Annotated in this window: 17 protein-coding genes and 4 tRNA genes; all 21 read right to left on the bottom strand. The window is 34.8% G+C overall.

Translation table 11 applies throughout. From position 1 onward, the window contains the following. Nucleotides 1-36: 36 nt before the first annotated feature. Nucleotides 37-537: a 50S ribosomal protein L10 gene (gene rplJ / locus RMN92_RS01455; RefSeq protein WP_309607683.1), complete on the bottom strand. Its 501-nt coding sequence runs from the start codon at nt 535-537 to the stop codon at nt 37-39. 5 nt (nt 538-542) lie between these two features. Next, nucleotides 543-1,232 (bottom strand): 50S ribosomal protein L1, encoded by a 690-nt coding sequence (gene rplA / locus RMN92_RS01450; RefSeq protein ID WP_309607682.1) that lies wholly within the window; start codon nt 1,230-1,232, stop codon nt 543-545. A 2-nt stretch (nt 1,233-1,234) separates the two neighbouring features. After that, entirely contained in the window at nt 1,235-1,678 is a 444-nt protein-coding gene (gene rplK / locus RMN92_RS01445) for a 50S ribosomal protein L11 (protein ID WP_309607681.1), read from the bottom strand. A gap of 116 nt (nt 1,679-1,794) precedes the next feature. After that, entirely contained in the window at nt 1,795-2,346 is a 552-nt protein-coding gene (gene nusG, locus RMN92_RS01440) for a transcription termination/antitermination protein NusG (RefSeq protein WP_309607680.1), read from the bottom strand. A gap of 10 nt (nt 2,347-2,356) precedes the next feature. After that, nucleotides 2,357-2,554, bottom strand: a complete 198-nt coding sequence (secE, locus tag RMN92_RS01435) for a preprotein translocase subunit SecE (RefSeq protein ID WP_309607679.1) — start codon at nt 2,552-2,554, stop codon at nt 2,357-2,359. 15 nt (nt 2,555-2,569) lie between these two features. Further along, nucleotides 2,570-2,640: transfer RNA gene (locus RMN92_RS01430), tRNA-Trp, on the bottom strand. 60 nt (nt 2,641-2,700) lie between these two features. After that, a complete protein-coding gene (gene tuf, locus RMN92_RS01425; protein ID WP_309607678.1) occupies nt 2,701-3,888 on the bottom strand; it encodes an elongation factor Tu in 1,188 nt (395 codons plus the stop codon). Nucleotides 3,889-3,942: 54 nt separating this feature from the next. After that, nucleotides 3,943-4,014 (bottom strand) — tRNA-Thr (locus RMN92_RS01420). A gap of 75 nt (nt 4,015-4,089) precedes the next feature. Further along, nucleotides 4,090-4,170: transfer RNA gene (locus tag RMN92_RS01415), tRNA-Tyr, on the bottom strand. 127 nt (nt 4,171-4,297) lie between these two features. Continuing rightward, nucleotides 4,298-4,371 (bottom strand) — tRNA-Thr (locus RMN92_RS01410). Between the two features lie 88 nt (nt 4,372-4,459). Further along, on the bottom strand, nt 4,460-4,762 hold the full coding sequence (gene hpf, locus RMN92_RS01405; RefSeq protein WP_309607677.1) for a ribosome hibernation-promoting factor, HPF/YfiA family: 303 nt from the start codon (nt 4,760-4,762) through the stop codon (nt 4,460-4,462). 34 nt (nt 4,763-4,796) lie between these two features. After that, nucleotides 4,797-5,687 carry a tyrosine-type recombinase/integrase gene (locus tag RMN92_RS01400; RefSeq protein WP_309607676.1) on the bottom strand — a complete coding sequence of 297 codons (891 nt, stop codon included), beginning with the start codon at nt 5,685-5,687 and terminating at the stop codon, nt 4,797-4,799. Between the two features lie 116 nt (nt 5,688-5,803). Further along, nucleotides 5,804-5,998: a 30S ribosomal protein S21 gene (gene rpsU, locus RMN92_RS01395; RefSeq protein WP_309607675.1), complete on the bottom strand. Its 195-nt coding sequence runs from the start codon at nt 5,996-5,998 to the stop codon at nt 5,804-5,806. 305 nt (nt 5,999-6,303) lie between these two features. Next, on the bottom strand, nt 6,304-7,596 hold the full coding sequence (eno, locus tag RMN92_RS01390) for a phosphopyruvate hydratase (RefSeq protein WP_309607674.1): 1,293 nt from the start codon (nt 7,594-7,596) through the stop codon (nt 6,304-6,306). Between the two features lie 102 nt (nt 7,597-7,698). Further along, nucleotides 7,699-8,808 (bottom strand): glutamine-hydrolyzing carbamoyl-phosphate synthase small subunit, encoded by a 1,110-nt coding sequence (gene carA, locus RMN92_RS01385; RefSeq protein WP_309607673.1) that lies wholly within the window; start codon nt 8,806-8,808, stop codon nt 7,699-7,701. Nucleotides 8,809-9,097: 289 nt separating this feature from the next. After that, the gene (rplQ, locus tag RMN92_RS01380) at nt 9,098-9,607 is read right to left on the bottom strand and encodes a 50S ribosomal protein L17 (RefSeq protein ID WP_309607672.1); all 510 of its coding nucleotides are present in this window, start codon (nt 9,605-9,607) and stop codon (nt 9,098-9,100) included. A gap of 63 nt (nt 9,608-9,670) precedes the next feature. Further along, the gene (locus RMN92_RS01375; protein WP_309607671.1) at nt 9,671-10,663 is read right to left on the bottom strand and encodes a DNA-directed RNA polymerase subunit alpha; all 993 of its coding nucleotides are present in this window, start codon (nt 10,661-10,663) and stop codon (nt 9,671-9,673) included. Between the two features lie 24 nt (nt 10,664-10,687). Next, the gene (gene rpsD / locus RMN92_RS01370; RefSeq protein WP_309607670.1) at nt 10,688-11,293 is read right to left on the bottom strand and encodes a 30S ribosomal protein S4; all 606 of its coding nucleotides are present in this window, start codon (nt 11,291-11,293) and stop codon (nt 10,688-10,690) included. Nucleotides 11,294-11,384: 91 nt separating this feature from the next. Beyond that, nucleotides 11,385-11,768: a 30S ribosomal protein S11 gene (gene rpsK, locus RMN92_RS01365; protein ID WP_091476829.1), complete on the bottom strand. Its 384-nt coding sequence runs from the start codon at nt 11,766-11,768 to the stop codon at nt 11,385-11,387. An 8-nt stretch (nt 11,769-11,776) separates the two neighbouring features. After that, nucleotides 11,777-12,151 carry a 30S ribosomal protein S13 gene (gene rpsM / locus RMN92_RS01360; protein ID WP_309607669.1) on the bottom strand — a complete coding sequence of 125 codons (375 nt, stop codon included), beginning with the start codon at nt 12,149-12,151 and terminating at the stop codon, nt 11,777-11,779. Between the two features lie 2 nt (nt 12,152-12,153). Beyond that, entirely contained in the window at nt 12,154-12,270 is a 117-nt protein-coding gene (gene ykgO, locus RMN92_RS01355; protein ID WP_002987490.1) for a type B 50S ribosomal protein L36, read from the bottom strand.

Here is a 12,270-nt window from a genome sequence, read left to right as displayed (position 1 = left end):
TGATTTGTAATTTATTATAATTTATTGTGCGCTTGATTATTCTGCTGTTTCGCCTTTTGATTCTGCATGGTTTAATAATGCAGCAATCACGCGTTTGGCAGGAGATTGAAGTAATCCAATGATTTCTCCAATAACTTCGTCTCTAGATTTAAGGTTTACTAATGAATCAAGTAAATTGTCACCAATATAAACTTCATCATTAATGTAAGCTCCTTTTAAAAGAGGTTTGTCTGATTTTTTACGGAAATCTTTGATAATTTTTGCAGGACCATTGGCCACATCTGCAATAAATATTGAAGAATTTCCTTTTAAAGTCAATGGTAGATCACCAAAGTTTTTATCAGATGCTTCCATTGCTTTAACAAGCAATGTATTTTTTACAACTTCTAATTTGATACCTGCTTTAAAACAAGCTCTTCTTAGGTTTGAAGTAGTTTCTGCATTTAATCCAGAAATATCTGCTACATATAAAATGTTTGTACCAGCTAACTGTGCAGTTAAATCTCCAATAGCGATTGATTTTTCTTCTCTTGTCATATCAATTATACAGCTTTAGGATCTAAAGCAATAGCTGGACTCATGGTGCTTGTCAAGTGAATAGACTTGATGTAAGTACCTTTTGCAGCAGTTGGCTTTAATTTAATTAATGTTTGAATGATTTCGTGTGCGTTTTCAGTAATTTTATCAGCATCGAAAGATACTTTTCCAATTCCTGCGTGAACGATACCAGTTTTATCTACTTTAAAGTCGATTTTACCCGCTTTAATTTCTGCTACAGCTTTACCAATTTCCATAGTAACAGTACCAGTTTTAGGGTTTGGCATTAAACCACGTGGTCCCAATATACGACCTAATGGACCTAATTTACCCATAACAGCAGGCATAGTAACGATAACGTCAACATCTGTCCAACCATCTTTTATTTTTTGTAAATAATCGTCTAATCCAACATGATCTGCTCCCGCTTCTTTAGCTTCAGCTTCCTTATCTGGAGTAACTAATGCTAAAACTCTCATGTTTTTACCTGTTCCGTGTGGCAATGCAACCACACCTCTAACCATTTGATTTGCTTTTCTTGGATCTACTCCTAGTTTTACAGCGATATCAACTGATTCATCAAACTTTGCAGAAGCAATTTGTTTGATTAATATTGAAGCATCTTTTAAAGAATATAATTTATTCTTTTCAATTTTCGAGACAGCTTCTTTTTGCTTTTTTGTCAATTTTGCCATATCTAATTTTTTAGAGGAGAATCTCCAGTTACAGTTATACCCATAGATCTAGCCGTTCCTGCGATCATACTCATTGCAGATTCCATTGTGAATGCGTTCAAATCAGCCATCTTATCTTCAGCAATTGCCTTAATCACATCCCAAGTAACCGAAGCTACTTTTTTACGATTAGGCTCACCTGAACCAGATTTCAATTTTGCAGCTTCCATTAATTGGACTGCAGCTGGTGGAGTTTTTACGACAAAATCAAATGATTTGTCTTTATATACAGTGATTTGCACTGGACATATTTTGCCGGATTTATCTTGGGTTCTAGCATTAAACTGCTTACAGAATTCCATGATGTTAACTCCAGCAGCTCCCAAAGCAGGTCCAACCGGTGGCGACGGATTCGCAGCACCTCCCTTAACTTGTAGTTTAACTACTTTACTAACTTCTTTAGCCATTTTTTAAAATTTTGCTTTAATCGTGGAAGCGATTAATGCGGGTTTATATATGTAACAAAAATTATACTTTTTTTTAATGTCAAATATCTTGATGTCGAATGTCAACGTCAGAAAATTTAAACCTTTTCCACTTGCATGAAACTTAATTCTAATGGAGTTTTTCTTCCGAAAATCTTCACCATTACTTCAAGCTTACGTTTTTCTTCATTGATTTTTTCAACAGTTCCGTTAAAACCATTAAATGGACCATCAGTCACTTTAATAGTTTCTCCGATTGTAAAAGGAATCGAACCATGATCTGTAGTTACTGCCAACTCATCCACTTTTCCGAGCATTCTGTTAACTTCAGACATTCTCAAAGGTACAGGATCTCCACCTTTAACTTCACCTAAAAAACCAATTACACTTGTTATTGATTTAATGATGTGGGGAATTTCTCCAGCCAAATTGGCTTCAATCATCACGTATCCAGAAAAGTAAACCTTATCTTTTACGATTTTTTTTCCATCACGAACTGTTACAACTTTCTCAGTAGGAACAAGCACTTGAGAAACATAATCAGATAGACCTAATCTAGCAATTTCAGTTTCTATATAAGCTTTTACCTTGTTTTCCTGTCCACTAACAGCTCTCACAACGTACCATTTTTTTACATTTACATCTGCCATGATAAAATATTTAAGATTTTATCCAGTTGAAAAATCCGCCAATTGATTTGGCAAAAAGTGTATCGACACCCCACGTAGCAAGGGCAAATATTACAGAAAATATAGCAACAACTATAGTAAGTTTTTGCACTTCTTCCCATGCTGGCCATGAAACGTTTGATTTTAATTCCTCGAAAGCTTCTGATATGTAATTAACAACTTTAGTCATTCTAATTTATTTTTGCACGGGCGGAGGGATTCGAACCCCCATCAACGGTTTTGGAGACCGCTATTCTACCCTTGAACTACGCCCGTTTGTTAAAAAAACCAGTTCCGAAAATTATCGGAACTGGGTTTTATTTATTTGAAATATATTTATTCAGTTATTTCAGTAACTTGACCAGCACCTACTGTTCTACCACCCTCACGGATAGCGAAACGTAATCCAACGCTCATTGCGATTGGGCTTAACAAAGTTACATCGATAGTTAAGTTGTCACCTGGCATAACCATTTCAACTCCTGTAGGCAACATGATTACTCCTGTTACGTCAGTTGTACGTACGTAGAACTGTGGACGATAGTTGTTATGGAATGGTGTGTGACGACCACCTTCTTCTTTTTTCAAGATATAAACTTCAGCTTTAAATTTAGCGTGTGGTTTTACCGATCCTGGCTTAATAATAACCATACCTCTTTTGATATCAGCTTTATCAATACCTCTTAACAACAAACCTACGTTGTCTCCTGCTTCACCTCTATCCAAGATTTTACGGAACATTTCAACTCCTGTAATAGTAGAAGTTAATTTTTCAGCTCCCATACCAATGATTTCAACAGCGTCTCCAGTATTTGCAATTCCTGTTTCGATACGACCTGTAGCAACAGTTCCACGACCAGTAATTGTAAATGAATCTTCAACTGGCATCAAGAATGGTTTTGCAATATCACGAACTGGCTCTTCAATCCAAGAGTCTACCGCTTCCATCAATTCAAGAATTTTTGGAGTCCAAGCTGGATCATTATTTAATCCACCAAGAGCAGAACCTTGAATAACTGGTCCATTATCTCCATCATATTCGTAGAAAGATAATAAGTCTCTGATTTCCATCTCAACTAATTCTAACAATTCTTCGTCATCAACCATATCCACTTTGTTCATGAATACTACCATTCTAGGAATACCTACTTGGCGGCCTAAAAGGATGTGCTCACGAGTTTGTGGCATTGGTCCATCTGTAGCAGCTACAACTAATATTGCACCGTCCATTTGAGCCGCACCTGTAACCATGTTTTTTACGTAATCCGCGTGACCAGGACAGTCAACGTGTGCGTAGTGACGGTTAGCAGTTTCATACTCAACGTGAGATGTATTAATAGTAATACCTCTTTCTTTCTCTTCTGGAGCGTTGTCAATTTGATCAAACGATTTTGCTTGACAGTAACCAGCATCAGATAATACTTTTGTGATTGCTGCAGTCAAAGTAGTTTTTCCGTGATCCACGTGCCCAATTGTTCCTATGTTTAAGTGGGGTTTGTTACGGTTAAATGTTTCTTTTGCCATTTTACTTAGTTTTTAATCTTAATTATATATTAGTGTTCAAATTTTACAATTTTGAGCCAACTACGGGAATTGAACCCGTGACCTCTTCCTTACCAAGGAAGCACTCTACCCCTGAGCTAAGTCGGCAGAGATTTGATTTTAGATTTCTGATTTAAGAATTTAGATTTAAAATCTAAACTCTAAAACCTAATATCATTCTTGTGGGGAGAGCAGGATTCGAACCTGCGAAGTTCACACAGCAGATTTACAGTCTGCCCTCGTTGGCCGCTTGAGTATCTCCCCATTTTATTTTAGATTTTTGAATTTAGGATTTAGATTTCTCTAAAATAAAATTCAAAAACTAAAACACCATTTTATTAATGAACGTATCGAAATCTAAAATCTAAATTCAGAAATCTCCAATTTTTTGAGCCGGCGGAGGGACTCGAACCCACGACCTGCTGATTACAAATCAGCTGCTCTAGCCAACTGAGCTACGCTGGCAATTCAATAAAAAAAGCCCGCTATTTCTAACGGACTGCAAATGTATGTAATTTATTTATTAATCAAAACTTTTTTAATAAAAAATTATTTAAATATGAGTTCTGAGTTTTTCTTTCCTTTTTAACAATAATCTTTCTAATGATTCTGCGGACAATTCTATGCCTTCTTCAAATGTTTTGCATTGTTTTTTTACAATAAACTCATCTCCAGGTACTATTATTTTTGCTTCCACAATTTTGTTTTCCTTATCGCTTGTTTTTTCGACTTTTAAAAAAACATCTGATGAAACTACTTTATCATAATATTTTTCTAATTTTTTCATTTTCTCTTCTACAAAATCTACCAGTTTTTTGTCTACATTAAAGTTGACTGCGTGAACATTTACCTTCATAATTTGAAATTTTGGTTAAACATGGTTTTAAGAATTATCTTTGGTTTCTAGGATGCGAATTTTTATATACATTTTTAAGTTCAGCTAAACTTGAATGAGTATAAACTTGAGTTGACGCAAGACTTGAATGACCTAATAACTCTTTAATGGAATTTAAATCTGCACCGTGATTGAGCATGTGAGTTGCAAATGTATGTCTAAGCATATGTGGACTCTTTTTTACTTTCTCGGAAACATTACTAAAGTAGTCATTAATTAATCGATAGACAAATGTTTCGTTTAGTTTATTTCCGTTTTGCAATAAAAAAAAGAAATCTTGCTGCAAAAGTACTGGAAGCGCTTTTCTTTCAAACAAATAGGATTTTATTTGAATTTGAATTATGGGCAATATTGGAATAATTCTTTCTTTATTTCTTTTTCCGATGACTTTTATTGTTCCATTTGAGACATCTACATTGAAAATTTGGAGTGCAATAAGTTCAGATCTTCTAATTCCTGTTGTGTAAAATAAGTCTATTATGAGTTTATCTCGAAGTCCTTCGAATCCTTCTTTATAATGTAATTGATTTAGAACCTTATTTATTTCATCTTCAGAGAAGGGAATTTGAATTTTTTTGGGAGATTTTAATGCTTTGTGTTTACTAAGTGGATTTACTTCTATTTGTTTTGTTTTTAATAGAAATTTGTAAAACGCTTTTAATGAAGCTACTTTTCGGTTTACAGATGTGTTTGATATGTTTGAATCGATCATAGAAACTATCCAACTTCTTATTAAAGTATAAGAAACCTCTTCAAGTGTGGCATTAGCAAAATGTTCTTCTATGAAATTTTTGAAAAAATCCAAATCTTTACCATAAGCTAATGCTGTAAGCTTAGAATAGTTTTTTTCGAGAAGTAAATAATCTTGGAATTTTTGTTGATTCATTAAGGATTAGATTGCTTTGCTTGGTTTCTCGCAACTCCTCGCAAAAACAAGAAATCGTTAGCATAAAAGTACGAAACTTAAATAACTAACGATTTATATTTACAGAAAATTAAAATTTAACTTTCTAAATTCTCTCTCATGTTTTGAACGTAAGCAGCTTTTTGAATTTTAGCTCTGTGGGTTACAGATGGCTTAATGAAAGCTTGACGTGCTCTTAGTTGACGAACAACTCCAGTTTTGTCAAATTTTCTTTTATAGCGCTTTAATGCTCTATCGATATTTTCTCCGTCTTTAATTGGTATAATTAACATAATATAGACACCTCCTCTCGTTAAGGGTGCAAACTTAAAAAAAAAATATGAATTATGAATTATAAATTATAAATTATTTTGAGAACTGAAAAATTATCCCGAATTATATATTTTGGTTTATTTTTATTTCAATTTTTAGCCCCGAGTGAAGCGAAAAGCTACAAAATGAAAAAAGCCAGTTTTTCTAGCAAAAACAGAGCGACCAAAGGAAGCTCCTGTTGTTGAGTAGAAAAACAGCTTTTTGAATGTCCCGATAGCTATCGGGATGAAGCGAAAGGCGGGAATTGCTCCAAATTATTTTATTGTTATTTTATTTTAAAAGCATTCAATCCTGGAAAATAAGCAATATCGCCCAATTCTTCCTCTATTCTTAATAGTTGATTGTATTTTGCCATACGATCTGAACGAGAAGCCGAACCTGTTTTTATTTGACCGCAATTTAAAGCAACTGCCAAATCGGCAATTGTATTGTCTTCTGTTTCGCCTGAACGGTGGGACATTACTGAGGTGTAGCCAGCTCTATGCGCCATATTTACTGCTGCTATAGTTTCGGTCAATGTACCAATTTGGTTTACTTTTACCAAAATCGAATTCGCAATTCCTTCTTGAATTCCACGACCCAAACGTTCTACATTGGTTACAAATAAATCGTCACCAACAAGTTGGGTTTTATGTCCGATTTTTTCTGTTAGGTATTTCCAGCCTTTCCAATCGTCTTCATACATACCATCTTCGATAGAAATAATTGGATATTTTGATGCCAATTCTGCTAAATAATCTGCTTGTTCTTCTGAAGTTCTTATTTTTCCACCAGCGCCTTCAAATTTAGTGTAATCGTATTTTCCATTTACATAAAACTCAGATGCAGCGCAATCTAAAGCAACCATTACTTCATCACCAAATTTATATCCTGCATTTTCAACAGCTAATTTTATAGTATCCAATGCATCTTCGGTTCCACCAGCTAGATTTGGTGCAAATCCGCCTTCATCGCCAACAGCAGTTGATAATCCGCGGTCGTGTAAAACTTTCTTTAAGTTGTGAAAAATTTCTGTACCAATTTGCATGGCATGTGTAAAAGAAGTTGCTTTTACAGGCATAATCATAAATTCTTGAAACGCAATTGGCGCATCAGAATGTGAACCACCGTTGATGATATTCATCATAGGAACTGGCAAAGTGTTGGCAGAAACACCACCAATATATCGATATAATGGAAGACCTAATTCATTTGCTGCTGCTTTTGCTACTGCTAAAGAAACTCCCAAAATAGCATTTGCTCCTAGATTTGATTTATTGGGCGTTCCATCTAAATCGATCATGGATTGATCGATTAGATTTTGCTCAAAAATAGAAATTCCAAGCAATTCTTCGGCAATTTTTGTATTTACATTTTCTACCGCTTTTAAAACTCCTTTTCCAAGGTAAGCTTTTCCGCCGTCTCGCAATTCCATAGCTTCATGTTCTCCTGTTGATGCTCCTGAAGGAACAGCAGCACGACCAAGAACTCCGTTATCTGTAACTACATCGACTTCGATAGTTGGATTTCCTCTTGAATCAAAGATTTGGCGGGCGTGAATTTTGATAATTATGCTCATTATATTTATTTTAAATGTTGAATTATAAATTTTGAATTACAAATATATTCAAAGTTTCAGCATGATTTTTAATAAAATATGAATCTTGTTAACGATAACGTTTTAGCTACTTGAAAGTTTTATATTTTCGATAAACTCATCAAATAAATAGCTCGAATCATGAGGGCCTGGACTTGCTTCTGGATGGTATTGCACTGAGAAACAGTTTTTAGATTTCATTCGCATTCCTGCAACGGTGTTGTCATTAAGATGAAAATGGGTGATTTTCATATTTTGATTCTTTTCAAGTTCTTCTCGATTCACAGCAAAACCATGGTTTTGAGAAGTGATTTCCCCTTTTCCTTTCAAGATATTCATCACTGGATGATTGATACCTCGGTGTCCATTGAACATTTTGTAGGTTGAAATTCCGTTGGCTAATGCTATCACTTGATGACCTAGACAAATTCCGAAAAGTGGTTTATTATTTTCGATGATGTTTTTTGCTACTTCTATGGCAGAAAATAAAGGATCCGGATCGCCTGGACCGTTGGAAAGAAAATAACCATCCGGATTAAATTCTGATAGGTCATGGAAACTTGAATCGAATGGAAAAACTTTAATGTAGCAATCTCTTTTGGCCAAATTGCGAAGAATATTGGTTTTGATTCCTAAATCTAAAGCTGAGATTTTATATTTTGCATTTTCATCTCCGTAAAAATACGGTTCTTTTGTTGATACTTTTGAGGCTAGTTCTAATCCTTTCATGTCTGGAACTTTTGCTAGCGCCATTTTCAAATCTTCTAATGAAGTTTTGTCTGTACAAATAACAGCGTTCATGGCTCCATTGTCACGAATGTAACTCACCAACGCTCGCGTATCGACATCGGAAATGCAAACTAGGTTTTGTTTCTCGAAATAATCGAATAAGTTACTTTCAGAATGTGGTCGTGAATGAAAATTGGAGAAATTTTTACAAACTAATCCTGCAATTTTTATAGTATCGGATTCGATTTCATTTTTGTTTACGCCATAATTCCCGATGTGTGGATTGGTAGCAACCATGATTTGTCCGAAATAGGAAGGGTCGGTAAATATTTCTTGATAGCCTGTCATTCCTGTGTTGAAACATACTTCTCCAAAAGTTGTTCCAGAAATTCCTATTGATTTTCCGTGGAAAATGGTGCCGTCTGATAAAAGCAGTATGGCTTTTTGTTTTGTTGTGTAGTTCATTGTAGTTGTGTGTTATGCAAATTTAATTTTTTACTGGAAAGAACACAAAGTTTTTGTCAAAGTTTTTAAAAGATTACAAGTAATCCTAAAATTTATTTATTAGCCCTGATGTAAGTGGAAATCCTTTTTATTACACCTGACAGGTTTTAAAAACCTGTCAGTTGTAAAAAAAAGATTGCAACGACAGCAGGAATATGGTTTGCGGATAAAGCCCAAGCGATTCGCTCCTAAAAAAAAAGGATAAACTATTGCTAGTTTACCCTTTTGATTTATAGAATATTGAAATTCATTATTCTGCATTATCTGTAGTTGGTTCTGAAGTGTCAGCTGCTGGAGCTTCAGGAGCAACATCTGCCACTGGAGCTGAATCTGCTTTTTTAGCTTTTCCACCACGACGGCTTTTAGTTTTTACTTCTTCTTTCTTACCACCGTTGTATAGTTCGTTGAAATCTACTAATTCGATCATTGCCATATCAGCATTATCTCCTAAACGATTTCCTAGTTTGATGATACGTGTGTATCCTCCTGGACGATCACCTACTTTTGCTGCTACGTCTCTGAACAAGTCAGTTACTGCATATTTGCTACGTAAGTAAGCGAAACAAATACGACGGTTGTGTGTTGTATCGTCTTTTGATTTTGTGATAAGCGGCTCAACGAATTGTTTTAGCGCTTTTGCTTTAGCAACAGTTGTGTTAATACGTTTGTGCTCTATAAGAGAACAAGCCATATTGGCTAACATAGCTTTTCTATGTCCAGTCTGTCTGCTTAAGTGGTTGAATTTTTTTCCGTGTCTCATGACTATTTTTTTTAACCTTCATCTTGCTTCAATCCGTTTCCAGAGCGCAAAATATGAAGTAATTTATTCTTTATCTAATTTGTATTTGGCTAAATCCATTCCGAAAGTAAGATTTTTTACGGCAACCAATTCGTCAAGTTCTGTTAACGATTTTTTACCAAAATTACGGAATTTCATTAAGTCATTTTTGTTGAATGACACTAAGTCTCCTAATGTATCCACTTCAGCTGCTTTAAGGCAATTTAATGCTCTTACAGAAAGATCCATATCAACAAGCTTAGTTTTAAGCAATTGTCTCATGTGCAATGACTCTTCGTCGTAGGATTCTGTTTGGGCTATTTCATCAGCTTCAAGTGTAATTCTTTCGTCAGAAAACAACATGAAATGGTGGATAAGTACTTTTGCAGCTTCTGTAAGGGCATCTTTTGGATTAATAGAACCATCAGTTTTTATTTCAAAAACTAATTTCTCATAATCTGTTTTTTGCTCAACACGGAAGTTTTCAATAGCATACTTCACATTCTTTACCGGAGTAAAGATTGAATCGGTAAAAATGGTACCAATTGCAGCATTTTGTTTTTTGTTTTCCTCAGCTGGAACATATCCTCTACCTTTTTCGATAGTCATTTCCATGTTAAGGTTCACTTTACTGTCCAAGTTACAAATTACCAATTCTGGATTTAATACTTGAAATCCAGAAATATATTTTTGGAAATCGCCAGCAGTAATTTGATTTTTTCCTGAGATTGCAAGTGTAACAGATTCATTATCGATATCTTCAATTTGACGTTTGAAACGTACTTGTTTAAGATTAAGGATAATTTCTGTAACATCTTCAACAACTCCAGAAATAGTTGAGAATTCGTGATCAACACCTTCTATACGGATAGATGTGATTGCGTAACCTTCTAATGCAGAAAGTAAAACTCTTCTAAGTGCGTTACCAACTGTCAATCCGTAACCAGGTTCTAAAGGTCTGAATTCAAACTTACCTTCAAAATCGGTTGAATCGATCATGATAACTTTATCGGGCTTCTGAAAATTAAATAATGCCATAGATTATTAGACTGATGTCAATTATTATTTGTTGTACAATTCGACGATTAGTTGCTCTTTAATGTTTTCTGGAATTTGCAATCTAGCAGGAACAGAAACAAAAGTTCCTTCCATTTGTGCAGTATTCCAAGTAATCCACTCATAAACATGACTTGAATTTGATAAAGAACGATCGATAGCTTCTAATGATTTAGATTTTTCACGAACAGCCACTTTGTCACCAGGTTTTAAATGGTATGAAGGTACATTTACAAGTTCACCATTTACAGTCACGTGTCTGTGAGAAACAATTTGTCTTGCAGCTCTTCTAGTTGGAGCAATACCCATTCTGAAAACTACGTTGTCTAAACGAGCTTCACACAATTGTAAAAGAATCTCACCAGTTACACCTTTTGAAGCTGCAGCTTTTTTAAATAAACCTCTGAATTGCTTTTCTAAAATTCCATAAGAATATTTAGCTTTTTGTTTCTCCATTAATTGGATAGCAAATTCAGATTTTTTTCCTCTTTTTTTAGCCATCCCGTGTTGTCCGGGTGGATAATTTCTTTTTTCGAATGATTTATCATCTCCGAAAATAGCTTCGCCAAATTTACGAGCTATTCTAGTACTTGGACCAGTATATCTTGCCATTTCTAAAAAATTATTAAGGTAGAGATTATGAATTCAGGTCTAAATCCTTCGATAACCTATGTTCTACCTAGTTATACTTATTGTTATAAAATTATACTCTACGTCTTTTTGGAGGACGACATCCATTGTGAGGAAGAGGAGTAACATCGATAATTTCTGTTACTTCAATTCCAGCATTGTGCAAAGAACGGATGGCAGACTCACGTCCGTTTCCTGGTCCCTTAACATATACTTTCACTTTTTTCATACCAGCTTCCATTGCTACTTTTGAGCAATCTTCAGCGGCCATTTGAGCTGCATATGGAGTATTCTTTTTAGAACCTCTAAAGCCCATTTTACCAGCTGACGACCAAGAAACTACTTCACCTTTCTTGTTTGTCAAAGAAATGATGATGTTGTTAAAAGTGGCACTAATATGAGCTTCGCCTGTTGACTCTACTATAACTTTACGTTTTTTTGTACTTGCCTTAGCCATACTACTTATTATTTAGTTGCTTTTTTCTTGTTCGCAACAGTTTTTCTTTTACCTTTTCTAGTTCTAGAATTGTTTTTAGTTCTTTGACCTCTTAATGGAAGTCCAGATCTGTGACGAATTCCTCTATAACATCCAATATCCATTAAACGTTTAATGTTTAATGAAACTTCTGAACGCAGTTCTCCTTCAATTTTGAAAAAAGATACTGCTTCACGGATACCACCGATTTCGTCATCATTCCAATCTTGTACTTTTTTGTCTTGACTAACTTGAGCTTTTTCTAAAACCTCAATAGCTCTGCTTTTACCAATTCCGAAGATATAGGTTAATGCAATGACACCTCTCTTGTTTTTTGGGATATCTACCCCTGCTATTCTTGCCATAATTATCCTTGTCTTTGTTTAAATCTAGGATTCTTTTTGTTGATTACGTATAATCTTCCTTTTCTACGAACGATAATGCACTCGGCACTTCTCTTCTTAACTGATGCTCTTACTTTCAT

It is taken from the genome of Flavobacterium sp. (assembly GCF_031363805.1).
In the GTDB taxonomy this organism is placed as follows: Bacteria; Bacteroidota; Bacteroidia; order Flavobacteriales; family Flavobacteriaceae; genus Flavobacterium.
This window is presented reverse-complemented; position numbering and strand designations above follow the sequence as displayed.

Excerpts from the sequence above, each read along its gene's own strand:
- rplJ (WP_309607683.1), bottom strand. The coding sequence starts at position 537 with ATGACAAGAGAAGAAAAATCAATCGCTATTGGAGATTTAACTGCACAG.
- rplA (WP_309607682.1), bottom strand. The coding sequence starts at position 1,232 with ATGGCAAAATTGACAAAAAAGCAAAAAGAAGCTGTCTCGAAAATTGAA.
- rplK (WP_309607681.1), bottom strand. The coding sequence starts at position 1,678 with ATGGCTAAAGAAGTTAGTAAAGTAGTTAAACTACAAGTTAAGGGAGGT.
- nusG (WP_309607680.1), bottom strand. The coding sequence starts at position 2,346 with ATGGCAGATGTAAATGTAAAAAAATGGTACGTTGTGAGAGCTGTTAGT.
- secE (WP_309607679.1), bottom strand. The coding sequence starts at position 2,554 with ATGACTAAAGTTGTTAATTACATATCAGAAGCTTTCGAGGAATTAAAA.
- tuf (WP_309607678.1), bottom strand. The coding sequence starts at position 3,888 with ATGGCAAAAGAAACATTTAACCGTAACAAACCCCACTTAAACATAGGA.
- hpf (WP_309607677.1), bottom strand. The coding sequence starts at position 4,762 with ATGAAGGTAAATGTTCACGCAGTCAACTTTAATGTAGACAAAAAACTG.
- RMN92_RS01400 (WP_309607676.1), bottom strand. The coding sequence starts at position 5,687 with ATGAATCAACAAAAATTCCAAGATTATTTACTTCTCGAAAAAAACTAT.
- rpsU (WP_309607675.1), bottom strand. The coding sequence starts at position 5,998 with ATGTTAATTATACCAATTAAAGACGGAGAAAATATCGATAGAGCATTA.
- eno (WP_309607674.1), bottom strand. The coding sequence starts at position 7,596 with ATGAGCATAATTATCAAAATTCACGCCCGCCAAATCTTTGATTCAAGA.
- carA (WP_309607673.1), bottom strand. The coding sequence starts at position 8,808 with ATGAACTACACAACAAAACAAAAAGCCATACTGCTTTTATCAGACGGC.
- rplQ (WP_309607672.1), bottom strand. The coding sequence starts at position 9,607 with ATGAGACACGGAAAAAAATTCAACCACTTAAGCAGACAGACTGGACAT.
- RMN92_RS01375 (WP_309607671.1), bottom strand. The coding sequence starts at position 10,663 with ATGGCATTATTTAATTTTCAGAAGCCCGATAAAGTTATCATGATCGAT.
- rpsD (WP_309607670.1), bottom strand. The coding sequence starts at position 11,293 with ATGGCAAGATATACTGGTCCAAGTACTAGAATAGCTCGTAAATTTGGC.
- rpsK (WP_091476829.1), bottom strand. The coding sequence starts at position 11,768 with ATGGCTAAGGCAAGTACAAAAAAACGTAAAGTTATAGTAGAGTCAACA.
- rpsM (WP_309607669.1), bottom strand. The coding sequence starts at position 12,151 with ATGGCAAGAATAGCAGGGGTAGATATCCCAAAAAACAAGAGAGGTGTC.
- ykgO (WP_002987490.1), bottom strand. The coding sequence starts at position 12,270 with ATGAAAGTAAGAGCATCAGTTAAGAAGAGAAGTGCCGAGTGCATTATC.